Below are 22680 nucleotides of genomic sequence, written 5' to 3' on the forward strand. Positions count from 1 at the left end.
GAGGATGCACCCGCGGTCGCGCCGATGGACGCCGCGCCGGAGCTGCTCGTCGGGACCGACGAGCGGTCGCCGCCGTCGGAGTGAGCTGCGCGGTCGCCGCAATCGACAGTCCTTCCGTTCTCCTGCCCCGAACTCGGATGTGGAGACGGACACCGCCGATGCGACGGACGCTGCCGCCTCCGGGACCACCGATACGGGGGCGCCCCGCGGCTGGGGCCCGGTCGCCGCCATCGCCGGCTGGCAGACTGCCGCGAGCGCCTGTTACTACAGCCTCTTCGCCGCGACCGGCCTGCTGAAGCCGGCGTTCGACCTGTCCGGGACGACCGTCGGCCTCTTCCTGACGGTCGGGCTGCTGGGGTACACGCTGGCACTGTTCCCGAGCGGCGCGCTCGTCGACGGCTTCGGCGAGCGCCGGGTGATGCTAGCCGGACTCGGTGGGCTGGCGGTCGCCGCCGTCGGCGTGAGCCTCGCACCCACGTACGGCGCGTTGCTCGCCGCTGCGGCCCTGCTGGGCGCGGCGTACTCGACGGCGATGCCCGCGACGAACCGAGCCATCGGGGTGAGCGCACCGGCCGGCCGCGCGAACCTCGCGATGGGACTCAAGCAGGTCGGCGTCACCGCGGGCAGTGGGCTGGCCTCGGTGGTCTTCGCCGCGGTCGCAGCGACGACGCTCGTCACCTGGGTCGCGGGCTTCCGTGCTGTCGCCGCGCTCGGCCTCGTCGCCGCCGCCGGCTTCGCGCTCGCGTACGACGGGCGTGCGGGGAGCGGGCGCCTCGCGGCGCCGGACCTCCGGGGACTGGGCGGCAACCGCTCGTACGTTCTGCTCGTCGGGGCGGGCTTCTTCATCGGTGCGGCCATCTTCGCCGCGCTGGGCTACGTCGTCCTCTACGTCGACGAGGGTGTCGGCGCGACGGTCGCGCTCGGGGGGCTCGTCCTCGGTGCGACGCAGGTGACCGGCAGCGTCGGGCGCGTGCTGGCGGGCGACCTGGCCGACCGGCTCGGCGGCGCCCGAGGTGCGGCGACGGTGGCGCTGGGCCAGGCCGCCGTCGCGCTGGTCCTGTTCGGCGTCCTCGCCGCCGGCATCGAGTCGACGCTCGTGGCGGGGGCGGTCCTCCTCGGCGTCGGCATCTCGGTGCTGGGCTCGACGGGCGTGTTCTACTCCTGTCTCGCGGGGCTCGTCGCCGAGGACGACATCGGCGCGGCGACGGCCGCCGGCCAGACCAGCATCAACGCCGGCGGGATGCTCGCCCCGCCCGCCTTCGGCTTCCTCGCGGACACCGCGGGCTACGGGACTGCCTGGCTGCTACCAACTGCGTGCATGGGTGCGGCGGTGGTGCTGCTGGTGGGCGTGCGGCGCGTGGCGTGAGAAGTGGGTGGTCGCCGGTCCTCACGCCGTGGGGTCGTCGTCCGATGCCGTGTCGAAGCCGAACAGCAACCCGCCGCCGCAGACCCCCGTGGCGGCGTTCTGGAGCAGGCCGAGTCCAGCGATACCGGCCGTCAGTGCGGTCGTCCGTTCGCCGGCCCTGGCCGCCGAGACGGCGGTCGCCACGAGCCAGATTCCTGCGATGCCACGGACGGTTCGGTCGACCTCGTCGAGGTTCGGACGCATCGGTCGTCCATCTCGTCGCATGGTGGAGTCCGTGTGGCCGAACAGCTCCGGGGGGTTCTTGACGCGGGGTCGGCCCCGGTCCCGACGGAGCGGCGGTAGTCCTAAACCCGTCTGTCCACCAGCCAGGATATGAAGCGGGTCCGGATCACCATCTCGCCGCCCGAGGCCTACCTCCCGCCCGCCTACCGACGCCTGACGCTCGAGGCGTCCGCGCTCTCCACCGTCCGCATCGTCAACTGGAACGTCGCCGAGCCGCCCGTCGGGTTCCTGCTCTGGGTCCAGGGTGACTACCGCCGACTCGAGGGGGCGTTCGAGGACATGGCGAACGTCCGCGAGTTCGAAATTCTCCCGAACGGCGACGAGACGGCCTACTGCTTCCTCGCGGCCGAGCAGTCGACCGCGGCCCGCGCGCTGTTCGAGAACTTCACCCGAGAGGACGTGCTGACGGTGCCGCCGGTCGAGTGCCACGACGACGGGAGCAGCACGTTCACGCTGGTCGGTACCGACGCCGCCATCCAGGCTGCGGTCGAGGGGATTCCGGACGCTGTCGGCGTCACGGTCGAGGCGGTCGGCGCGACCCCGGTCGGCGTGGACGATGCCGTCCGCTCGCTCTCGCCCCGACAGCGGGAGGCCGCCCGGGCCGGGCTCCGCGTGGGGTACTACGATGTCCCCCGTGAGGCCACCATCGCCGACGTGGCTGTGGAGCTGGACTGTGGGCGGGCCACCGCGGCCGAGCACCTCCAGAAGGCCGAGGCGAACCTGTTCCGCGCGCTCTTCGAGGCCTGAGAACGCCGGCGGCTACACCTCCAGCTCCTCGGCTGTCTCCGTCAGCTCCGTCACGTGCTCGTTGTACGCATCGACGAACGCGGCCACGTCCGGCGCGAGTTCCTTCAGGTCGGGCACGCTCGGTGGGCCGTACTGCGAGAGGAGGTAGATGCCGTCGCTGCCGCCGACACGGAGGTACGACACCTGTGCGCCGTCGCGCTTGAGCTCCCAGCGCGAGCCGTTGACGCGCGCGGTGAAGGTGCCGTACTGGTCGCCCTCGTAGCGGTCGAGTTCGCCGACCATCGTCGTACAGACCTCGCGGATGCGCGCGAGGACGCGTTCGCGCTCGGCGACGATGTCGCTCGTATCGGTCGGCTCCGGAAACGCCGTGGGAGCGTCGTCGAGCGCGCCCGCCAGGGAGTCGACCCAGGCGTCGAACGCGCGGACGAAGGCGGCGTAGTCGCGTGCGGCCAGCGCCAGCGCGTCCGGCTCGGGCGGCTGCTTGGTCGAGACGACGTACACCGGTTCCCCCGAGCGCGGCTCGAACAGGAGGAACTCCACGTCGCCGGCCTCGTACTTCAGGGTCCACTCCCCGGCGTCGGTTGTGAACGCGCGGCGACCGTAGTCGCCACCCTGCACCCGAGCGAGCGCCCGCGCCAGCCCGCTCGCGTGGTCGCGGATGGCGCCGGCCACCTCGTCGCGTCGGTCGGCCACCGCCTCGGGGTCCGTCTCCAGCTCCGGCAGGTCGGTCACGGACGATGGTGGCGCGGCGGCGGCCTTAGGGTTCCGGTCGCTGTCTCGGGGCGCCGCATAATCTACCAGATTTCGTCCATACCACGGGAATTATGGCGAAAATGCTCGACTTTCTGAGATATAATGGGGGTGTAGAAGAAATGGGCGGGGATGGCTATGGCTCGTCGAATGGGTGCGAAAGAACTGGGTTATGGGGTCGCCGTCACTCGTCCTCGTCGGCGTCCGCCGACTGCGGGGTGCCGTCCCCGCCGTCCGTGAGCAGCTCCACGTCTTCGGCGGGTTCCTCCTCGACGAACGAGGGGTCGTCCGTCTCCTCCTCCAGTTCCTCCTCGAACTCCTCGGCGACCTCGCTGGACCAGTCACGCGGTGTGTACCCGTGGCACATGGCGAGGGAGTGTAACGGTTCTACACGGTTAATCTCTGGGCCGGGAGCGTCCGGCCCGCTCCGTCGGCTGGTCTCACCACCCCCGCTAAAGACGCTACCCCTGTCACGCGAACGCGCGGACCGTCTCGAAGTCGTCCTCGCGGATGGCGTCCGCGAGCGCGGCCTCGTCCACCTCGGGCGTGTGCTGGGGGTACTTCCGCTGGAAGTAGCCCACGATGTTGGTCACGTCGCGCGCGAGCAGTTCCTCGGCGTTCGCGTGGTCGGTCGGGACCGCCTGCGGCCAGTCGAAGACGGTGACGCCCTCCGACCCGACGAAGACGTTGTACTCGGACATGTCGGCGTGGACGAACCCCTCGCGGTACGCGCCGGCCATCTCGTCGAGCACGAGGTCGAGGACGGGCACGACCTGCCCGTCCGTGAGGCCCGCGCGCGACAACTCGACGCCGTCCATCTTCGCCATCACGATGGCGTGGCGGTTCTGGTCGACCGGCCGGGGCACGCGCACGTCGGGATACAGCGTCTCCAGGGCCTCGTACTCGCGCTCGGCGGCCTTTCGTGCGGTGTAGAACCAGGAGATGTGCTGCTTCTCGCTGGTGTAGTCGCGCTCTTTGTCCACCTCGCGGAAGTTGGTGTACCCCTCGCGGTGGTACTTCAGCGCGAGCGGCTGGAAGCTCCGGACCTCGTAGACGTCGGACTCCTTGCCGACCCCGAGCGGCCCACCGACGCCGTCGATGGTGTCGCGCTCGGCGAAGGTGTGCAGCGCGAGCGCGTCGTACCCCTCGAACGTGAGCCGGTAGCCGGTGTACTGGATGGTCTTTCGCTCGACGAGGCCGCGGCGCTCACAGCGGTCCAGCCGGTAGTCGACGTTCTCCGAATCGAGTCCCGAGAACTCCGGGAGCTTCCCCTCGGCGACCCAGCGCGAGAACCGCATCCCGTGCTCCAGGCCGGACAGGAGGTGGAAGTCCTCCGGCTCGAGTTCGGCCATCTCGCCGGCCACGTTCCGGACCATAGCGGCCGTAGCGCGCCGACGGGCAAAAGCAACTCCTCTCGGAACAGCGGTTCGGGTCGCGGATAAACCGGATTCGGCGATACGAAACCGGGCGCCGCGCTCGTCGCATGTCGGGTCGGAGCCGCGCCCCTCAGGAGTCGGCCGATGACCCGAGCAGCGGGCGGAGAAGCAGCCCCCGGTAATGCAACAGCTGGTATATCGTCGAAAGTGCGAACAGGACGAGGAACCCGCTGGCCCAGGCGAGTGCCGAGACGGCCGAAACGACGGGGAACCCGCCAGCCGACAGGGTGACGAGCACCAGAGCGAGGGTACCGAGGAGGCGGTAGTACTCCTCCCAGGTGACACCGGTCCCGGAGATCGCCGCGAGATGGCGGCCGACGTGGGGTGCGCCGCTGCACGGGACCACCTCCTTGCGGTCGCGGTCGTACTCCACGATGTCGTGCTCGGCCAGCGTGGGCAGATGGGTCTGGTGGAGCGAGATGTACACCGCCTCCCGGACGTCACGTGGTGGCGGTGTCTCGCCCGTCTCCCGTGCCGCGACCACCTCCGAGAGGGTCCGGACGGTGGTCGGCCCCCAGGACGTTCCGAGGTGATGGAGGGCCGCTCGCCGCCGAGGGTTCCGGAGGATGTGGTGGAGATCGTCGTCGCTCAGCGTCGGCCGACTGCGAAGCGAGAGGCGTGATTCGGTGTTGGTGGACATGGTGTTTCACGCGGGAGCGCGCCGGGTGGGTCACGACCGTGGGGGGACCGGTCGTGGACCCACCGGGGGCGCGTTGGGGTCGTGCGGTGCAGGGATGGTATGTATGAGCCGGATACCCCGGCACCGAGCTACCGCTCGTCTGAACCCGGCCGCCGCATCACCGGCTGGTGAATACGCCGCGATTGTCTCGGATAATCGTCACTTAACCGCGGAGTTCGCCATGTTCAGTCCGTGGTTAAACCTCCCGCGCGAGCACCTAATCCGGGGTTAGAACCGGATAGGCGCCCGATAGAGGGTACCGAAGGAACTCATAGCTAACCACCCCTCTCTACAAGGGGTTCTCACCCGGTCGGGGTCCCCGCATGGGCCGGACCGGGGGAGAAACCATGTCCAACGAACGAATCCGCATCTCCCGGCGCAAAGCACTCGTCGGGCTCGGCTCGATCGGCCTCGCGTCCGCGGGCGCCGGTCTCGGCACGTATGCACAGTTCACAGATCAGGAGGAGCAGTCGGTCACCTTCACGGCCGGCGGCATCGACGGCCAGCTCAGTTGGGGCGCCAGCTACAACAAGAACCAGGTCGCCGACGAGCTGACCAACGTCGAGGTCACCGACACCGCCGCGGGCGTCGCGTTCAATCTGACCGATGTCAAGCCCGGCGACTACGGCTCCATCACGTTCGAGCTGGAGGTCACCAACAACCCGGCGTGGGTGTCCTCGTGTGTCGGCTACGCGAACGACATCGACGGCCGGACGTTCGAGCCGGAGGTCGAGGCTGACGACGACCTCGACGGCTCGGAGACTGACCCGGTCCAGAACCATCCCCACGGCGAACTGGCCGACAACCTGCTCATCATCCCGTTCTACTCGGACGGGCCGAACACGTTCTTCGACAGCAACGGCACGCCCGGCGAGCCGGACGGTGACTGGACTGGCAACATGACCGATTACGGCGGCGGGACCTCGGCGGCCTTCTGGAACAGCCGCGAGGGAACGAACGACTTCGAGGACCTCCAGCCTCGGACGCTACACGACGTGGCGACGGGTGCGAGTTCGAAGAACACCATCCTCTGGAACGAGGACGACGGAGTCGTCGAGATTCCCGGTCCGGAGGGATCCGAGGTGGATACCGGATGTGTCGTGCTGGACGGGGACGCGGAGGACGACGAAAACACCTACGACGACGAGCGCGAGGCGTCGCCGCTGGAGCCCGACGACACGCTCAACTTCGGTTACGACTGGCATCTCCCCTACACGGCGGGGAACGCCCTACAGGGCGACAGCGTGACGATGAAGCTCGGGTTCACGTTCAGCCAGGTCCGCCACTCCCAATCCCCGACCTTCCAGAACGACTACGCTCCGGGGAACTACACGCCGAACGACGATTCGAGCTAATCCGCTCACAGAACCGTGTTCACCGGGCGAACCGTGCCGACTGCGGGCCATCCCCCGTCGACACCTGCGGGACCGTCCGGGCACGTCCTGACCTCGTTCGATCCGCCGTTGGCGGCCAGGCGGTCTCCTCCCGGGCCCCCATCGACGCGAACGCGCGGTGACGCCACGAACCCCCCCTCAGCTACCACATGACCGACAACGACGCCCCCCTTCGACGCGACGTGCTGCTCGCGCTCGGCGCAACCGGCGCGGCCACCGCCGGCGCCGGCGTGGGGAGCCTCGCCGCCTTCGCGGACCGCGAGGGGACGGCCGCGTCGTTCCAGGCGGGGGGTGTCGACCTCGTGGTCCACTACGAGGGGAACGACGAGACGGTCACCATCGACAGCGGCGGGGTCGGTGACGGTCCCGAACTCACGCTCCCGGACCCGACGGAGTCGACGCCGACGGAGGCGGAGTTCTGCTTCGAACTGAAGGGGAACCCGGCGTACATCTGGCTCTGTCCGGGTATCGACCTCGACCTGTGTTCGGATGTCGACGCCGACGGGGACGGCCTCCTCGGCGAGGTCGGCGAGACGGTCGACGGGACGCTCGGCGAACTCGACGACGTGCTCGACCTCTCTCTGGCGTACTGTGACGTGGACGCCTCGGAGCCGGAGTCGGTCTTCGAGGGCTCGCTCTGTACGCTCCTCGGCCAGTACGCGGGCGGATTCCCGCTCGATGGAGAGGGGCGACTGGTGACTGCCCCGGGGCACCAGGCACCGTTCCAGCCAACTGACGCGCCCGGCTCGAACCCCTGTCTCTGCCTGAGTCTCTCGGTGACCGGTGACCTGCCGCTGGACCTGGGCGCGGTGAACCTGGGTCTCAACCTCCGGTTCCATGCGGTCCAGGCCCGGCACAACGACGGCGAGACGGGCCCCTGCGCGACGCTGGAGCCGCCGGAGCCGACGCCGACACCGACACCCACCCCCGGGCCGGACGCCCACGACATCAGCTTCGTCGCGTTCTGCACCTCGACGGGGAACCTGAGCAGGAATGATGTCCTGTTGCTCGATGTCAGCGACGAGGGCGGGGCGCCGGCGCTGACCTGGGAGACGAAGGCCGATGTCGAGCACGTGGTCATCAAGAGCGGCATCGGCTCGGGCGGTGCCCCGGAGAACCCGGACCGGGGAATCGAGGTGTTCGACTATCCCGGCGGGATACAGAGCAAGACGGTTCAGGTCGGTGATGGTGAGCAGGCGACCGACCGAACGGAATCGAACTACTGTCTCGGGGACGGGACGGGTGTCAAGATCGAGCGAGAGGATTTCGACCAGTACTGAACCGATGTCACGAACACACGCACGACCGACCGCGGGGCACGAGCCATGAGCGACCAGTCCGACGGCGACGCCGCGGGCAGCGAGCAGGGCGCGGCCGGCGCCGACGCCGGCGCCGGCGCCGACGCACCGACCGGTGGCACCCCGGCGCTCCCCGGTAGCGGGTCGCTCTCCGTCCGGCAGGTGTTCGATGTCCTGCTCGTGGTGGCGCTCGTGGCGGTGGTCGTCCCGTTCGTCGTCTACGCCGCCCCGTCGCTGGTCGGCGCCGAGGAGAGCTACGTCGTCCGGAGCGGGAGCATGGAACCGGCCATCGGGACCGGTGACGTCATCATCGTCGAGCGAGCACCGCCCGCGGCGATCGAGACCGGCGACGTGATTACGTTCGTTCCGGACGACCAGCCGCCGCCGACGACCCACCGCGTCGTCTCGAAGAGCGAGCAGGACGGGGTGATACACTTCACGACGAAGGGGGACGCCAACGAACAGCCCGACGCCGAGCCGGTGGTCGAGAACGAGCTCGTCGGGAAGGTGACGCTGGTGCTGCCGTACGTCGGCTACGTCGTCTCGTTCGCGGGCACCTCCACGGGGTTCTTCGCGCTCATCGCCGCCCCGTTCGGACTCCTCCTCGCGACCGAGGTGTGGGGGGTGTTCCGGACGGATGACGACGACTCGGACGACACGGACGGCGCCGGGACACCGTCGGTCCAGTCGCCGGACGTGGACGAGACCGACGAAGCTACCTACACGCTCTCCCCGACCGACATCCGGCTCTCGCTGGCGGTCCTCCTCGTGCTCACCGTCTACAGTAGCGTCGTGGCGGTCAGCCGTCCGACACCGTGGTCCATCGCGGTGGCCGTGGGCGCCTTCGGGACGACGGTCTACCTGGCCGCGATGCGATACACCGCGGTGACCGAGACGGTCTCCAGCGGTCCTGCAGCGACGGCGCCACCACCTGCCCGGCAGGTGACTCCCTCCGGCAGCGACGGGGTCGAGGCGTTCGACGACGCGCTCGGGATCAGAGTGCTCCCGGTGTCGCTCCTTGCCTCGACCGCACCCTCCGTTCGCGAAGGGAACGGCCACCTGAAGCGGTCACACGAGGCGATGCCGGACCCGGACTCGTCCGATTCGGACCCGCCGGACCCGGACCCGTCGGACGACTCGGTCGAGGACGCGACGGGGTCGACCGACACGGCGGAGCCGAGCGATGACGGGGATGCATCGACGACCGACGACGACAGCCGGGGCGTCCTCGATACGCTCACCGACTCGGTCGTGGTCCGGCCGGTCGTCCGATTCCTGTACGCGGTCGGCTACGCGGAGGTTACCGCCGTCCGTGCCGTCCTCCGGGGGCTCGGTCTGCGGTCGCCCGACGACGGGGGTGAGAGCTGAGATGTCCCTCCGCCGACGGATGCGGCTCGTCGTCGTGCTCGGACTCGTCGCCGCCGTGCTCGCTGGGGTCGGCGCTCCGCAGCCGACGGTCGGCGTGTTCAACGATGTCGAGGAGGCCGGCGTGTCCGTCTCGGTCTCCGTCTCGGACCCCCTTTCGACCTCCGAGACTGGGGGACCGTCGCTGCAGAGCGCCGACGCACCGACGCCGACCGGCGACACGTCGTCCCCGACCGCCACTCCGGACCCGCGCTCGACCACGACGCCGACGACCGCCAACGATACGGCGACGACGCCTGCGGCTACCGGAACGTCGACCGCCACATCCACCGACACATCGACACCGACGGCCGCCGATACGCCGACGCCGTCGCCGACTGCCGAGTCCACTGCTACGCCGACATCGGCGCCGACGACCACGGCCACTCCGGAACCGACCGCGGAACCGACTCCAGAACCAACCGCAGAACCGACCGTGACCGCCGAGCCCACCGATACATCGACAGCGGCGCCGACGGCCGAGGAGACCGCGACGGCGACGTCCGGGTCCGAGTCCACGACGCCCTCGTAGTTCTGACGCCCCAGCGGAACCGGAAAAGGGGCCGTGTGGTTTCGGGGCCATCTTCTTTGTCCCATGCTCACAATCCGGAAATCACTGATCCAGTATTCAGTGCGTGCTGGGGGGCACGCCAGGGGGGAACACATGAGCGTCTCTACAGCCAGCAACGGCGGGGTATCCGAGGAGGAGGGTGATGACGAGCCACTGTCGACCGGCGACATCTACTTCACGCTGAGCAACTGCCGGCGGCGGTTCCTCATCCAGTACCTCTCCCGGCAGGAGCCGACATCGGTCACGGAGCTCTCGCGGGTCATCGCCGCGTGGGAGAACGAGACGCCGGCCGAGGAGCTGTCGTACGACGAACGGAAGACCGTCTACACCGCGCTCCTGCAGACGCACCTCCCGAAACTCGACCGGATGGGCGTCGTCGAGTACGACGCCTCGCGCAAGCACGTCAGACTCACCGACCGGGCCGACCAGCTCCGGCCGTATCTGGAACTCGACCAGGAGGGGACCGACGGCGACGATGCGGTCCCCTACGGGTTCCTGGTCTGGGTTCTGCTCGGGGTCGCCGCGTCCGGCGTCCTGCTCGGCCGGTACTCCGTGGCCGGACTGGAGGGCGCACTGCTCACCGCGCTCTCGTTCGGTGTCGCCGCGGGCGTCTCGGTCGGCTTCGTGCTGGCCGCCACCGAGACCGTGAGCGAGTAGGGGCGCTCACTCCAGCCGGGCGGCCAGCTCCCGGCAGATGTCGTCGGCGGAGTCGAGCGTCCCGAGGGTCCAGCCTCCACCGTGGCTGAAAACCACGGTCGGACGATTCGATATCGTGGCATCCGGTTCATCGCTGGCCGGGGGCGGCCCCTCCGGACGGTACGCTCTGAGCGGGAGTTCGTCGCCAGCGGGCCCGCAGATGGAGAAATTACGGATACTGGCCATCTCCGGGCCGTCGCACGTGGGGAACAGCTCGTCTTCGAGCCGCCGGGCGCTCGGAACCGACAGCGTGTGACTCCGGTAGCCCCTCCGCCAGGAACTCGCGCACGACGCGCGCGCAGTCGGGGTCCAATCCGTCGAGGTCGTCGGCCATGGGCCGCCCTGCGCGGGCCGCGGCCAAACGTACTGGGGTGAGCATGGTGTCGGGTCGGCGCCGGGAGTCTCCCGGCCAGCATGCCCACCGCGAGCATCCGGGTCGTCTGGAGCCGCGGTCGAGAACGCCAGTGGCAGGTGGCCGTGGGGCTCGGTCGAGCGCCCGCGTGCGGGCGCGAGGAACCCGTCGGGCCATCCTCGCGTCGACAGCTCCCGGCAGGAGGGCTCCGCCGACGGTGCCTGACGGTACAGCACCGTCGGACGGTGTTCTGCCGGCGGGGGCGGCCAGACCAGCCCCCGACGAACAGCGCACGGCGGTGGCCCGGCGGCCACGCTCGTCGGGACGGGTCCCCCGCCGACAGCCGGGCGACGCTCCTACCGCTCTTCCTGACAGTTCGGCACGCCGACCCCACTCTGGGTTCGTCGGATCTCCTCACACTCGCATATTCTATATGAGGGTATGGTAGAAGTTGGGCCCATATAAGTTTAATATGCTGGATAAGATGTCTGAGTTGGAGTTCTAACAGAGAATATTACTGACATCCACCTTCTCTGCTCCATCGCCGGTCCCCGGTGTCTTGCCCAGTAAACCGGATATCACGATATCGAATCGCGGCTGGCGTTTCACCGGTCACGGGTCTCGGCGCCGTGGCTCCCGAGTCGTGGAGAACCGGGCAGCGAGAACAGCAGGTGCCGCTCAGTAGCCGGGACTCATCCGCATCGTGTTCACGCCCTCGGTGAGTTCGTCCCAGCGTTCGTCGATCTCGGCGGCGGTCCAGGCACCTTCCTCGCCGACGTTCTTCGAGAGGCTCTGCTCGCGTTCGGGGTCCGAGACGACCGCTACGTTCCCGCCGGCGATGGCCAGCGTGACGCCGTTGACATCCTCGGCGCCATCGCTGGCGAGGAAGACCGGCGCGGCCGGCACCAGCTGTGGCCCCATCGACTCCTCGTCGGCGCCGGCCATCGCGGGCAGGTCCTCGGTCATCCGGGTCAGCGCCGTGGGCCACAGCGCGTTCACGCGCACGTCGTACTGGTGGAGTTCGCGGGCCGAGGTGCGCATCAGACCCAGGATGCCGGCCTTCGCGGCGGAGTAGTTGGCCTGTCCCGGGTTCCCGGCGGCGACGCCGCTGGAGACGCAGGTGAGCGAGCGCTGGCGGTCGAAGCCGGAGGCCTTGTAGCGTTCGCGCCAGTGGGCCGACACCGCCCGGACGACCGAGAAGTGGCCCTTCAGGTGGACGTCGACGACGGCGTCCCACTCGTCCTCGGCCATGTTGAACACCATCGAGTCCCGGAGGATGCCGGCGTAGTTGATGACGCCGTGGACGGCGCCGTACTCCTCGACGGTGTCCGCGACGAGCCGTTCGGTGTAGTCCAGGTCCGTCACGTCGCCGAAGTGGGCCATCGCCTCGCCGCCGGCGTCCTCGATACGGTCGACGGTTGCCTGTGCGGGCTCGGCGTCGCTCCCCTCGCCGTCCACGTCGACGCCGAGGTCGTTGACGACGACCGTCGCGCCGTGCTCGGCCATCGCGACCGCGGTCTCCTCGCCCAGTCCACCGCCCGCGCCGCAGACGATCTGCACCGTGTCCTCGAGCATTGCCGGGGGGTCGACGGGCGGGTACTTGTATCCGGAGCCTCGGCTCGACGGCGCCTCGCTCGCGTGGCCTGCTCCCTGGCGAGGGACTGGCCCGCCGCTCCTGCGCCGGACCGGGGCCGCGTGACGATGCGGGACCGGCACATGCACCCTCGATTTCGTGGTCGTGACACCTGTTTGGCGACGGTTCGGCCACGAAGCTTTTGAGCATCGAGCCGCGGACGACATGGTATGTACCGTACCTGCGAACCGGGTATGGATGGTGGTTCAAATGGTGGTGGTCGGGGCCGATGACCTCGTCTCCGGCCCGCGACGACTCCATCCCGGAGCAGTGCGCGGCGCGGACGGTCGACGACATGGCGGTCGTCGAGACCGAGGAGGACGGGGTCTACTACGCGTTCCACGACCCCCATGCGGACGGGCTGACGACGACGGTCGCGCTCGCCGTCGCGGACGTGGCCGGCACGTCGCCGACGGAGCTGATCGCCGACGTCACGACCTACGTCGACCCGGACGGGTTGAACCGCATCTTCCGGACACGCGCTGACGGCACCCCTCGGACCGGGAGCCACGTGTTCCTCGATATCGACGGCTACCGTGTCCGCATCGAGAGCTCCGGGGAGATAGCTGTGACGCCCCCCTCGACCGAGGGCTGAGTCGCCGGCCACCGGCGCGGACCGGCCACGGCGGTCCCCGACGCGCAAGAGGCATATCGGTCGCCCCGTACACCGAACCAATGACCGAGACGCCGGGCGAGGACGTGCCCGACATCGACGCCGACCGGCACACCCGCGAGTGGGCCGTCGCACGCGACGAGGCGAGCTGGTCGCTGGCCGACGCCTTCGACGCGCCGGGGACGTACCTGGAGGGGAACTCGCTGGGCCCCATCTCCGACCACGCCGAGGCCGCCGTCGGCGACCTGCTGGCGGAGTGGCGCGACCTCGCGGTCGAGGGGTGGAGCGACTCGGACTGGTTCGAGTGGGGCGAGCGCCTCGGCTCGCGCGTCGCGCCGATGGTCGGCGCCCGCGAGGACGAGGTCGTCTGCGCCAACAGCACGACCGTCAACCTCCACACGCTCGTCGGGACCTTCCTCCGAGAGGCCGACGGGTCGAAGGTGCTGGTCAACGAGCTGGACTTCCCGAGCGACCACTACGCCGTCCGTGCCCAGCTCCGCGAGCGCGGGCTCGACCCCGACGACGGCCTCGTGCAGGTCGCCTCGCGCGACGGCCGCACCATCCGCACCGCGGACGTGGAGACTGCCCTCGACGCCCATCCCGAGGTCGGCGTCGTCGTGATGCCCTCCGTGCTCTACCGGTCGGGCCAGTTGCTCGATATCGCGGCCATCACCGAGGCCGCGCACGCACACGACGCGCTCGTGGGCTTCGACTGCGCGCATTCGGTCGGCGTCGTCCCCCACGAGTTCGCCGATGTCGACGTCGACTTCGCGGTCTGGTGTGGCTACAAGTACCTCAACGGCGGTCCCGGCGCCGTGGCGGGCCTGTACGTCAACCGCCGGCATCACGGGACGACGCCGTCGCTCACGGGCTGGTGGGGCCACGACAAGGAGACGCAGTTCGAGATGAACGAGCGGTTCACGCCCGCTGACTCGGCCGGGGCGTGGCAGATCGGGACGCCGCCGCTGCTGTCGATGGCACCGCTCCGTGGCGTGCTGGACCTGTTCGACGAGCACGACCTGACGGTCGCGGACCTGCGCGAGCGCTCGCTCGCGCTGACCGACTACTGCATCGACCTCGCCGACGAGCGCCTGCCCGAGTGCGACGTGGCGACGCCGCGCGCGCCCGACGAGCGCGGCGGCCACGTTGCCCTCGAACACCCCGAGGCCTACCGCATCGGCGAGGCGCTGAATGCCCGTAACGTGGTGGTCGATGTCCGGCCGCCCGACGTGGTACGGCTCTGTCCCGCGCCGACCCACGTCGGCTTCGCGGACGTGTTCGACGCTGTCACGGCACTCCGGGCGGTGCTCGACGGCGAGGAGTACGAGCAGTTCGACTCGCCCGACGGCGGTGTCACCTGAGCCGGTTCTGGTCCCGGTTGACCGACCGATAGTGTTGCAGAAACTCCCGTATGTGTATTAGTACAGGTATAATGTGGAAAGGTGGGGAATATCGATTTTGCATCCTGGATTCGCGTAGCAGTAGCTCACAGTTCGTGGCCGAGACCTGGTCGCCCGCTTCCGCCGTCGGGCGGGTTTGGTATCGTGGTATGTGATTTATCGATGCGCCCGAGCCCGCCCTCCTCCGACAGCGACCGCAATCGGTAAGCCGCCGGCGTGTGGCCCGTCCTCATGGCACCAACCTCGTTGCTGGGTAGTCTGGCGACGCTGTTGTTCGGCGTCGTCTCGCTCGTGAAACCGGACGCCACCGCGAAGGTCACCGACCTGGAACCGCTCGATGCGGCCGGTCGCTCGGAGGTGGCCACCGTCTTCGGTGGCGTGTTCACCACGCTCGGCCTCCTCGGCCTCGCGGGCGAGGAGCGGCCCGTGGTGTTCGTCTGGTTGGGCGTCGTCCTCGCGCGCATCGCCTCCTTCCGTGACCAGGAGGCCATCACGGCCGGCACGGTCGTCGGCCTCCTCGTCGAGATCGGCATCCTGGGGCTGTTCCTCGCACCCGAGGGTGACGACGACGCGGCGGCGGTCGAGGTCGAGGTCCCCGGCGCGGACGGGGACGACTGACACCTTTTCTCCGCTTCTCTCCGACCCTCTAGCACCCCACACTCAAGCCCTCGGCGAGTCACGCCCGTCCATGGACGTTTCCGAGGCCAGCGACGCGTGCGAGGCGGTGCTGGACGCGGTATCGACGGCGGTCATCGCCGACCGGACGGTGCTGGAGACGACGCTGCTGGGTGTCGTCTCGGGCGGCCACGTGCTGCTGGAGGATGTCCCCGGTACGGGGAAGACCCTGACTGCGCGCTCGCTGGCGACGGCGCTCGGACTGGAGTTCTCGCGGGTGCAGTTCACCCCCGACCTGCTCCCCTCGGACGTGACCGGGACCCACGTCTACAACGAGCGCGACCGCGAGTTCGAGTTCCGGCCCGGCCCCGTCTTCGCCAACGTCGTGCTGGCCGACGAAATCAACCGCGCCCCGCCGAAGACGCAGGCCGCGCTGCTCGAAGCGATGGAGGAAGAGCAGGTCACCGCCGACGGGGAGACCCGGCCGCTCCCGGACCCGTTCTTCGTCATCGCCACGCAGAACCCCGTCGAGCAGGAGGGGACCTTCCCCCTGCCCGAGGCGCAGGTCGACCGCTTCGCCGTGAAGACGGCGCTGGGCTACCCGGACGAGGACGGCGAGGTGGAACTCCTGCAGCGGCGTTCGGACCGCCGGACCCGCTCGCCCGAAATCGAGTCCGTGTTCGACGAGGCGCGGGTGCGCGCGCTCCGCGAGAGCCCGGAGGACGTCGGCGTCGACGAGGACGTCCTCCGGTACGTCGCGCGTCTGGCGCGGGCCACGCGGGATGACCGCCGGGTCGAGGTGGGTGTCTCCCCGCGTGGGACCCAGCGGCTGTTCGAACTCGCGCGCGCCCATGCGGTCCTTGCCGGCCGCGAGTTCGTCACCCCCGACGACGTGAAGCGGGTCGCGCCGTCGACGCTGACCCACCGGCTCGTCCTCACCCCCGACGCGCAGGTCGAGGACGCACGGAAGGCCGACGTGGTCCGGGACGTCCTCGACTCGGTGACGGTTCCGACGGTGTGAGTGGTCGGCGGCGGGTCTGTCGGGGGCCGGTGCGACGGCCCCTCGTTTCTTGTGACCGCCACTCGTTGCCCCTGCGCATGGAGAAAGTGACCATCGACGAACTCGCGACGGACAACAACCCCGGCGGCGGCGAGGACTCCGCCCGGCGCGTGGGCGAAGCACTCGAGACGGCCGACGTGGGGCTGAGTCACTACCAGCTCGACGCCGGCCAGAACCTCTCGGGCGGCGTCCACACCCACATGGACCAGGAGGAGATCTTCTACGTCCTCGACGGGACGGTCACCTTCCAGACGCTGGAGGGCGAGGTCGAGGTCGAGGGCGGCGAGGTCGTCCGGTTCGCTCCCGGCGACTTCCAGCAGGGCAAGAACGAGTCCGACGAGTCGGCGACGCTGCTGGGCATCGGCGCCCCGAAGCCCTCGACCGACGTGCGGGTGCCCCAGCCGTGTGGCGAGTGCGGGGAGTCGGACACGATGCGGTTCGTCCCCGGCGACGACGGGATGGTGCTGCAGTGCCCCGAATGTGGCGAGACGCTCGAGATGCCGGGGTAGGGGGCCCAAGTAATTTATTCAATTCTCGTTTTAGCACCTTGTTGTCCGAATAATTTGATTATCCTGGCTGTTTTGTGCATCTCTCGTGTTGGGGGGTGACAACGCCTACGAAGCCCTCGCGCTCTCGACCACTCCGGGCCTCGCTGCGCGCGCTCGCTCCGCTCGCGTGCTTACGTCGGCCGGGAGGGTTCGAGAGCGCTCGCCCTTCGAGTCCTCCAGGACCCCCTGTTTCGGGTCGAGCGACGCGCGTGGTGGTTCCAGGCTAGCAGGGTTCCCCCACACCTCCCCGCGCCAGCGGCGGGCGTGTTCCGGCACGCTCGCTATCGCGAGCGGCCTCCACAGTGAGGCCGCTGGCGCGCTTCCTGTCCACGGAACCGGCCGGCCGTGCAACTGCTCTCGGGCCGGGAGCGCGTGGCGGAGCGAAAGCGGAGCCCGCGCGACCTGGGGAAGGGCAGGGCCGCTGCCCCGGTGCCACCTTCCACGTTCCTGGTGGACTCGAAGGGCGAGCGCGCTCAGCGGTCCCCCGGCGACGCAAGCACCGCAGCGCATGCCCGGAACGGCGGGTGAGCGTCAGCGAACCCGCCGCAGGCCCGGAACGAGAGGAGCGCAGCGAGCCGCGGGGCCCTGAGCGCGCGAGGGCTTCGTAGGTGGTTCTGTTGTCGGAGTCGCTGTAATCGTCCGCGCGCGAGGGCTTCGTAGGTGGTTCTGTCGCCGCTGTTACCGCTGCAAGCGTCCGAGTGCGAGGGCTTCGTAGGTGGCTCCGTCGTCGCTGTCGCCCTCATAGCCACCGCCAGAACACACCACCCCCTGGCAGCCATTCGACACCGCTTTCCCACCACTCACACAGACATACGCGTATGACCGACCGTTCCGCGCTGCACGCCGTCTCGCCCCTCGACGGCCGCTACGCGCGCTACACCGAACCCCTCGTCCCGTACGCGAGCGAGGCCGCGCTGATGCGGGCCCGCATCGAGGTCGAGGTGGAGTACCTCTGTGCGCTGGCCGACCTCGACGCCGTCCCGCTCACGCTGGACGAGGACAACCGCGACCTCCTGCGTGACCGCTACCGGCAGTTCAGCGAGACCGACGCGAAGGCAATCAAGCAACTCGAGACGGAGGGCTGGGCCGGCTACGACGCCACCAACCACGACGTGAAGGCCATCGAGTACTTCCTCCGGGAGCACACCGCCGACCGCATCCACCCGTGGATCCACTTCGGCCTCACCAGCGAGGACGTGAACAACCTCGCCCACCGGATTCTGCTCCAGCCCGCCGTCGAGGAGGTGCTCGTCCCCGCGCTGCGGGAGGTACGCGACGCGCTCGCGGACCTCGCGCGGGCGCACCGCGACCTGCCGATGCTCGCCCGGACCCACGGCCAGCCCGCGACGCCGACCACGTTCGGCAAGGAGATGGCCGTCTACGCCGCGCGGCTGGGTCGGGCGCTCGGTCGCATCAAGGACGCCGCGAACGGGCTCTCCGGCAAGCTCGCCGGTGCCTCTGGCACGTACGCCGCCCACCACGCCGCCTACCCGGACGTGGACTGGCGGGCGTTCTCCGAGTCGTTCGTCCACTCGCTCGGCCTGGAGCACACGCCGCTCGCGACGCAGGTGAACCCGTGTGACGACCTGCAGACGCTGTTCGACGCGCTCCGCGGGGCCAACAACGTCGTGCTGGACCTCAACCTGGACTGCTGGCTCTACGTCAGCCAGCGCTACCTCGGACAGGAGGCCGTCGAAGGGGAGACCGGCTCCTCGACGATGCCCCACAAGGTCAACCCCATCGACTTCGAGAACGGCGAGGGGAACTGCTCGAAGGCCAACTCCGACCTGGTCTTCCTCGGCGACTACGTGACGGACTCGCGGCTCCAGCGCGACCTCTCGGACTCGACGGTGAAGCGCAACATGGGCGCCGCGCTGGCGCACTGTCTCATCGGCTACCAGAAGACCACGCGCGGCCTCGAGAAGGTCGTCCCGCGCGAGGCGGTCATGCGCGAGGACCTCGAACGGAACCCGGAGGTCATCGGCGAGGCCGTCCAGACCATCCTCCGGCGCGAGGGCCGGGCCGACGCCTACGAGCAGGTGAAAGACCTCACGCGGGGCCAGCGCGCCTCGCTCGAGGACTTCCGCGACCTGTTCGACGACCTCGATGTCGACGCGTCCGTGCGCGAGGAGCTGCGCGCGCTCACGCCCGCGGGCTACGTCGGGCTGGGCGACGAGCTGGTGGACGAACTCGACGGCGAGGACTGACCGGGCCGGGCGTCGGGTCCCGCGGCCGGGCGAGCGACGCCCGGTCGGCGGGTGCGGGCCGTCAGCCGAACAGGAGCCGCCGGAGCACCGGCACCGGGTCGCGCGTCCGTGGTTCGACGCGGACGTCCGCGACGACGCCGGCGTGGTCCGAGGGCCAGAGCTGCGCCTCGCCATCCGGCGTGGTCGTTTCGATGCGGTCGTCGGGGTCGGCGTCCGTCCGCCGCACGGCCAGCGGGACCACCGGCCCCGCACTCAGGACGTGGTCCACGCGGATGCGCAGCCGCGAGCGCTCGTTGCGAAGGAGTTCCCCCTGACAGCAGGTCGGTCCCGGGTCGTCGGTCACCGCCGCCCACACGTCCCGGAGGCCGACGTCCGTGAGCCGCTCGTACGCCGCCGACTGGTCACCGTCGGGCGTGGTGTTCAGGTCGCCCGCTACCAGGACCGGGCCGTCCTGCCGGTCGACGAGGCCCGTCAACTCCGCGGCCTGTGCCTCGCGGATGATGCGGCTCGCCACGGCCAGATGTGTCGTCACGAAGGTGAACGGCGCCGCCTCCAGCGCCACCGTCGCGAGCGCGTAGCCACGCTTGACCGACACCTGTGTTCCGTCCTGCAGGGTCGCACTGACGTTGAGGCCGTAGGTCCCGTCGTCGGTGTCCCGGACGGCGAGGTCGTCCCGGACCAGCACCACGTCCCGGTCCGTGAGGCGGACGTCGAACCGCTCCCCGTCCGGGCCCTCGGCGGGGAACTCCTCGTCGAGGTTCCGGCTGACGGCGGCCACCTCGTAGCCGACGTCGAAGTCGTACCGGTCGAGTTCCGAATCGAGCGCCGTCGTCAGGAGGTCGAGGAAGTCGTACACCTCCCGTCGGGCGTTGGGCTCGCTCCCGCCGGTGTAATCGCTCGGGCCGCGGCGGATGCGCGCGACCTCCTGCAACCCGACGACGGCCGGCAGGTCGTCGGCGAGGCCGCTCGCGATGGCCCGCATCCTGGCGGGCGGTGCGGTCGAGCGGACCTGCTGGTAGCGCTCGTACACCTGCTCGGGGTCGAGGCGGAGCGTGTCGGTGTCGACGAAGCCGTACAGCCGGGCGCCCAGTCCGAGGTTCCGGGTCGCCACCCGGACGCGCTGTGGGAGGCGCGCCGACCAGTCCGCCGACGCGTCGGCCCGCCGGTCCGGGGCGGCGGCCGCGGTGCTGGTCGCCGGGACGAGGCCGGCGACACCTGCTCCGGCGGCACGGAGCACCGACCGGCGGCCGACCGCGCGTCTCCCGTCCGGTGACCCGACCATCTGCCCGCCGGTAGTCGCGTCGGCGGTATAACCACGGCGGCCGGCGGCTGGCGGTGGCCAGCGGCGGCCCGAGAGCGCCGCGGGTGCGCGGTCCACGGGACCACGAGGTGTCGCTCGCCAGCGAAGCGACTAAACCCGCGCTCGCTCTCGGTCCGGGCACCGGGGAGCCAGTGACGCGGGGGCGTCGCAACGGGCCGACCGCCGAGACCGCACCCCCATGGCACCCGAGACATCCGTCGACACGACCGCGCCCGAACCGTCCGCCCCGCAGGAGGGCGGAGACACCCAGCGCGCCCAGGAGAACATCCTGCGCGTGCAGATCCGCGAGGGGCTCTCCGAACTGAATCGACCGACAGCGGGGCTGTTCCTCGCGTCGCTGTCGGCCGGCCTGGATATCGGCTTCGGGCCGCTGTTGATGGGGGTGTCGCTGACCGTCGCGGAGTTCTCCTTCGCGTCGCCGCTCGTCCGGCGGCTACTGATGTCGAACGCGTACGCGCTGGGGTTCATCTTCGTCATCTTCGGGAGTTCGGAACTGTTCACCGAGCACACGACGCTCGCAGTCCTCCCCGTGCTGGACGGACAGGCGAGTGTCCGGCAACTCGGACGGCTCTGGGGACTGGTCTACCTCGGCAACATCGTGGGGGCGGTGGTGTTCGCCGCCATCACCGTGGTGGTGATGCCGGAACTGGGCGTCGTGAAGCCGAAGGCGTTCGTCGAGATCGCCACGACGCTCACCGAGCACCACTGGCCGGTCCTCGTCGCGGCCGGCGTCCTCGCCGGGTGGCTGATGGGGCTGCTCTCGTGGCTGGTCGCGGCCGGGCAGGATTCGGTCTCGCGGCTGCTGTTCGTCTGGCTCGTCGCCACCGCCATCGGCTTCGCCCACCTCCCGCACAGCATCGCCGGCACCGTCGAGGTGCTGCTCGGCGTCTTCTCCAGCGCCGAGGTCACGGTCCTCGACTTCGGCCGGTTCCTCGCCGCCTCGACGGTCGGCAACGCCATCGGCGGCTCCATCTTCGTCTCGCTGCTGAAGTACAGCCACGTCTCTCAGAGCGGCCCCGACCCCGACATGGAGTGACCGACCGCCGGGACGACCGGTGCCGGGACCGGGGGTAGCGTACCCTGGGCCCGTGGATTTATTCGCCGTCGCCCCCGACTAGACGACGATGGAGGATATCGACGCACCGGCGGAGGGACCGCCGGCCGCGGCGTTCTCGTCGGCGTTCCACGTCGAGGAGGTCCGGCAGGACGGGGACCGACTGGTGTACGTCGGTGAGCCCCGCGTGGGCCAGCAGACCCTCGAGCGCGAGGTGTGGCCGCTGTTCCGCGAGCACGGCTACGAGGTCCGGCTGACGACGGTGAAGGACAGCGAGACCGACCCCATCTCCGGTGTCGAACTCCACCAGAGCCGGCACGCCCTCGTCGCCGACCCGCGGAGCATGGGCATCGACGGCATCCCGTGGAAGAACGTCGTGATGCTCCTGCTGACGGTTCTGACGACGCTGTTCGCGGGCACCATCTGGTACTACGAGCCGCTGACCTCGCCGCTGGACCTCGTCACCGGCGACTCCTGGAAGTTCTCGCTCGCCGTCCTGTCGGTGCTGGGCATCCACGAACTCGGCCACTACGTCCTCTCGCGGTACCACGAGGTGGACGCCTCGTTGCCGTACTTCATCCCGGTCCCGACGTTCATCGGGACGCTGGGTGCCGTCATCCGCATGAAGGGGCGCATTCCCGACCGCGACGCGCTGTTCGACATCGGTGTGGCGGGGCCGCTCGCCGGCCTGGTCGCGGCCATCGTCGTCTCGACGGTGGGGCTGCTGATGGACCCCATCAGCGTGCCGGCCAGCGTCCAGAACAGTCCGGACGCCATCGTCATCGAGTTCGGCTACCCGCCGCTGCTCCACGGGCTGTCGATGCTGACGGGCCAGCCGCTCACCTATAGCGACCCCGGCACGGCCGTCAATCCGGTCGTCTTCGGCGGCTGGATCGGGCTGTTCGTGACCTTCCTCAACCTCATCCCCGTCGGCCAGCTGGACGGGGGCCACATCGTCCGGGCGATGGCCGGCGAGAACGCCGAGCGTGTCGCCGCGTTCGTCCCGCTGTCGCTGTTCGCGCTCGCAGGCTATCTCTTCTTCGTCCAGGGACTGGACATCCGCGACTCCGTGGCCATCTGGACGTTCTGGGGGTTCATCACCATCGGACTGGCCTACGCGGGCCACGCGACCCCCATCTACGACGAGCCGCTCGACCGGAAACGGATGGCCGTCGGCATCTTCACGTTCGTGCTGGGGCTGCTCTGCTTCACGCCAGTGCCGTTCCAGTACGTGGGTGGGTTCTGAGGGGCCGC

23 protein-coding genes are annotated in these 22680 nt (G+C 69.8%); 15 read left to right on the forward strand and 8 right to left on the reverse strand.

Annotated features, from left to right (window positions below):
• The first annotated feature begins 139 nt into the window (after positions 1-139).
• Positions 140-1366, forward strand: coding sequence for an MFS transporter (locus NL114_RS09080; RefSeq protein WP_254824469.1), 1227 nt, complete (start codon positions 140-142; stop codon positions 1364-1366).
• A 21-nt stretch (positions 1367-1387) separates the two neighbouring features.
• On the opposite strand, the gene NL114_RS09085 is transcribed toward NL114_RS09080, so the two are convergent.
• On the reverse strand, positions 1388-1609 hold the full coding sequence (locus NL114_RS09085) for a YgaP family membrane protein (protein ID WP_254824470.1): 222 nt from the start codon (positions 1607-1609) through the stop codon (positions 1388-1390).
• A gap of 129 nt (positions 1610-1738) precedes the next feature.
• On the opposite strand from NL114_RS09085, the gene NL114_RS09090 reads away from it, so the two are divergent.
• Positions 1739-2395: a helix-turn-helix domain-containing protein gene (locus NL114_RS09090; RefSeq protein ID WP_254824471.1), complete on the forward strand. Its 657-nt coding sequence runs from the start codon at positions 1739-1741 to the stop codon at positions 2393-2395.
• Positions 2396-2407: 12 nt separating this feature from the next.
• Here the strand turns inward: NL114_RS09090 and NL114_RS09095 are convergent, their stop codons facing one another.
• The 4 genes from NL114_RS09095 to NL114_RS09110 all read right to left on the reverse strand — a co-directional run bounded on the left by NL114_RS09095 (position 2408) and on the right by NL114_RS09110 (position 5221).
• Positions 2408-3127: a profilin-fold protein gene (locus NL114_RS09095; RefSeq protein ID WP_254824472.1), complete on the reverse strand. Its 720-nt coding sequence runs from the start codon at positions 3125-3127 to the stop codon at positions 2408-2410.
• Between the two features lie 202 nt (positions 3128-3329).
• Positions 3330-3512: a hypothetical protein gene (locus NL114_RS09100; RefSeq protein WP_254824473.1), complete on the reverse strand. Its 183-nt coding sequence runs from the start codon at positions 3510-3512 to the stop codon at positions 3330-3332.
• 103 nt (positions 3513-3615) lie between these two features.
• Entirely contained in the window at positions 3616-4521 is a 906-nt protein-coding gene (locus tag NL114_RS09105; protein WP_254824474.1) for a serine/threonine-protein kinase RIO2, read from the reverse strand.
• A gap of 130 nt (positions 4522-4651) precedes the next feature.
• A complete protein-coding gene (locus NL114_RS09110; RefSeq protein ID WP_254824475.1) occupies positions 4652-5221 on the reverse strand; it encodes a DUF7344 domain-containing protein in 570 nt (189 codons plus the stop codon).
• Between the two features lie 386 nt (positions 5222-5607).
• Here NL114_RS09110 and NL114_RS09115 point away from each other — a divergent pair, with 386 nt between their 5' ends.
• The 5 genes from NL114_RS09115 (at position 5608) to NL114_RS09135 (ending at position 10584) form a co-directional block, all read left to right on the forward strand.
• The gene (locus NL114_RS09115; protein WP_254824476.1) at positions 5608-6615 is read left to right on the forward strand and encodes a SipW-dependent-type signal peptide-containing protein; all 1008 of its coding nucleotides are present in this window, start codon (positions 5608-5610) and stop codon (positions 6613-6615) included.
• A gap of 188 nt (positions 6616-6803) precedes the next feature.
• Complete coding sequence (locus tag NL114_RS09120) at positions 6804-7934, forward strand: hypothetical protein (protein WP_254824477.1); 1131 nt, start codon at positions 6804-6806, stop codon at positions 7932-7934.
• A gap of 45 nt (positions 7935-7979) precedes the next feature.
• The gene (locus tag NL114_RS09125) at positions 7980-9320 is read left to right on the forward strand and encodes a signal peptidase I (protein ID WP_254824478.1); all 1341 of its coding nucleotides are present in this window, start codon (positions 7980-7982) and stop codon (positions 9318-9320) included.
• A 1-nt stretch (position 9321) separates the two neighbouring features.
• Complete coding sequence (locus NL114_RS09130; protein ID WP_254824479.1) at positions 9322-9888, forward strand: hypothetical protein; 567 nt, start codon at positions 9322-9324, stop codon at positions 9886-9888.
• A gap of 132 nt (positions 9889-10020) precedes the next feature.
• Positions 10021-10584 carry a DUF7344 domain-containing protein gene (locus tag NL114_RS09135; RefSeq protein WP_254824480.1) on the forward strand — a complete coding sequence of 188 codons (564 nt, stop codon included), beginning with the start codon at positions 10021-10023 and terminating at the stop codon, positions 10582-10584.
• Positions 10585-10590: 6 nt separating this feature from the next.
• Here NL114_RS09135 and NL114_RS09140 read toward each other — a convergent pair whose 3' ends face one another.
• Together NL114_RS09140 and NL114_RS09145 are read right to left on the reverse strand one after the other, a co-directional pair.
• Entirely contained in the window at positions 10591-10680 is a 90-nt protein-coding gene (locus NL114_RS09140) for an alpha/beta hydrolase fold domain-containing protein (protein ID WP_254824481.1), read from the reverse strand.
• A gap of 973 nt (positions 10681-11653) precedes the next feature.
• Complete coding sequence (locus NL114_RS09145) at positions 11654-12550, reverse strand: SDR family NAD(P)-dependent oxidoreductase (protein ID WP_254824482.1); 897 nt, start codon at positions 12548-12550, stop codon at positions 11654-11656.
• Between the two features lie 287 nt (positions 12551-12837).
• Here NL114_RS09145 and NL114_RS09150 point away from each other — a divergent pair, with 287 nt between their 5' ends.
• From NL114_RS09150 to purB, 6 genes are all read left to right on the forward strand, one after another.
• Complete coding sequence (locus NL114_RS09150; RefSeq protein ID WP_254824483.1) at positions 12838-13203, forward strand: HalOD1 output domain-containing protein; 366 nt, start codon at positions 12838-12840, stop codon at positions 13201-13203.
• Between the two features lie 80 nt (positions 13204-13283).
• Positions 13284-14582 (forward strand): kynureninase, encoded by a 1299-nt coding sequence (kynU, locus tag NL114_RS09155; protein WP_254824484.1) that lies wholly within the window; start codon positions 13284-13286, stop codon positions 14580-14582.
• 270 nt (positions 14583-14852) lie between these two features.
• Positions 14853-15239 carry a hypothetical protein gene (locus tag NL114_RS09160; protein WP_254824485.1) on the forward strand — a complete coding sequence of 129 codons (387 nt, stop codon included), beginning with the start codon at positions 14853-14855 and terminating at the stop codon, positions 15237-15239.
• Positions 15240-15309: 70 nt separating this feature from the next.
• A complete protein-coding gene (locus NL114_RS09165) occupies positions 15310-16257 on the forward strand; it encodes an AAA family ATPase (protein WP_254824486.1) in 948 nt (315 codons plus the stop codon).
• A 77-nt stretch (positions 16258-16334) separates the two neighbouring features.
• The gene (locus NL114_RS09170) at positions 16335-16805 is read left to right on the forward strand and encodes a cupin domain-containing protein (RefSeq protein ID WP_254824487.1); all 471 of its coding nucleotides are present in this window, start codon (positions 16335-16337) and stop codon (positions 16803-16805) included.
• A gap of 857 nt (positions 16806-17662) precedes the next feature.
• Positions 17663-19051, forward strand: a complete 1389-nt coding sequence (gene purB, locus NL114_RS09175) for an adenylosuccinate lyase (protein WP_254824488.1) — start codon at positions 17663-17665, stop codon at positions 19049-19051.
• Positions 19052-19112: 61 nt separating this feature from the next.
• On the opposite strand, the gene NL114_RS09180 is transcribed toward purB, so the two are convergent.
• Positions 19113-20333: an endonuclease/exonuclease/phosphatase family protein gene (locus NL114_RS09180; RefSeq protein ID WP_254824489.1), complete on the reverse strand. Its 1221-nt coding sequence runs from the start codon at positions 20331-20333 to the stop codon at positions 19113-19115.
• Positions 20334-20550: 217 nt separating this feature from the next.
• On the opposite strand from NL114_RS09180, the gene NL114_RS09185 reads away from it, so the two are divergent.
• A complete protein-coding gene (locus NL114_RS09185; protein ID WP_254824490.1) occupies positions 20551-21408 on the forward strand; it encodes a formate/nitrite transporter family protein in 858 nt (285 codons plus the stop codon).
• An 88-nt stretch (positions 21409-21496) separates the two neighbouring features.
• Positions 21497-22672, forward strand: coding sequence for a site-2 protease family protein (locus tag NL114_RS09190; protein WP_254824491.1), 1176 nt, complete (start codon positions 21497-21499; stop codon positions 22670-22672).
• Positions 22673-22680 lie beyond the last annotated feature (8 nt).

Source organism: Haloglomus halophilum (assembly GCF_024298885.1).
Taxonomy (GTDB): domain Archaea; phylum Halobacteriota; class Halobacteria; order Halobacteriales; family Haloarculaceae; genus Haloglomus; species Haloglomus halophilum.

Coding starts and splice junctions, on each gene's coding strand:
- NL114_RS09130 (WP_254824479.1), top strand. CDS start 9,322: ATGTCCCTCCGCCGACGGATGCGGCTCGTCGTCGTGCTCGGACTCGTC.
- NL114_RS09090 (WP_254824471.1), top strand. CDS start 1,739: ATGAAGCGGGTCCGGATCACCATCTCGCCGCCCGAGGCCTACCTCCCG.
- NL114_RS09125 (WP_254824478.1), top strand. CDS start 7,980: ATGAGCGACCAGTCCGACGGCGACGCCGCGGGCAGCGAGCAGGGCGCG.
- NL114_RS09180 (WP_254824489.1), bottom strand. CDS start 20,333: ATGGTCGGGTCACCGGACGGGAGACGCGCGGTCGGCCGCCGGTCGGTG.
- NL114_RS09190 (WP_254824491.1), top strand. CDS start 21,497: ATGGAGGATATCGACGCACCGGCGGAGGGACCGCCGGCCGCGGCGTTC.
- NL114_RS09145 (WP_254824482.1), bottom strand. CDS start 12,550: ATGCTCGAGGACACGGTGCAGATCGTCTGCGGCGCGGGCGGTGGACTG.
- NL114_RS09150 (WP_254824483.1), top strand. CDS start 12,838: ATGACCTCGTCTCCGGCCCGCGACGACTCCATCCCGGAGCAGTGCGCG.
- purB (WP_254824488.1), top strand. CDS start 17,663: ATGACCGACCGTTCCGCGCTGCACGCCGTCTCGCCCCTCGACGGCCGC.
- NL114_RS09085 (WP_254824470.1), bottom strand. CDS start 1,609: ATGCGTCCGAACCTCGACGAGGTCGACCGAACCGTCCGTGGCATCGCA.
- kynU (WP_254824484.1), top strand. CDS start 13,284: ATGACCGAGACGCCGGGCGAGGACGTGCCCGACATCGACGCCGACCGG.
- NL114_RS09115 (WP_254824476.1), top strand. CDS start 5,608: ATGTCCAACGAACGAATCCGCATCTCCCGGCGCAAAGCACTCGTCGGG.
- NL114_RS09185 (WP_254824490.1), top strand. CDS start 20,551: ATGGCACCCGAGACATCCGTCGACACGACCGCGCCCGAACCGTCCGCC.
- NL114_RS09100 (WP_254824473.1), bottom strand. CDS start 3,512: ATGTGCCACGGGTACACACCGCGTGACTGGTCCAGCGAGGTCGCCGAG.
- NL114_RS09135 (WP_254824480.1), top strand. CDS start 10,021: ATGAGCGTCTCTACAGCCAGCAACGGCGGGGTATCCGAGGAGGAGGGT.
- NL114_RS09105 (WP_254824474.1), bottom strand. CDS start 4,521: ATGGTCCGGAACGTGGCCGGCGAGATGGCCGAACTCGAGCCGGAGGAC.
- NL114_RS09120 (WP_254824477.1), top strand. CDS start 6,804: ATGACCGACAACGACGCCCCCCTTCGACGCGACGTGCTGCTCGCGCTC.
- NL114_RS09170 (WP_254824487.1), top strand. CDS start 16,335: ATGGAGAAAGTGACCATCGACGAACTCGCGACGGACAACAACCCCGGC.
- NL114_RS09110 (WP_254824475.1), bottom strand. CDS start 5,221: ATGTCCACCAACACCGAATCACGCCTCTCGCTTCGCAGTCGGCCGACG.
- NL114_RS09165 (WP_254824486.1), top strand. CDS start 15,310: ATGGACGTTTCCGAGGCCAGCGACGCGTGCGAGGCGGTGCTGGACGCG.
- NL114_RS09160 (WP_254824485.1), top strand. CDS start 14,853: ATGGCACCAACCTCGTTGCTGGGTAGTCTGGCGACGCTGTTGTTCGGC.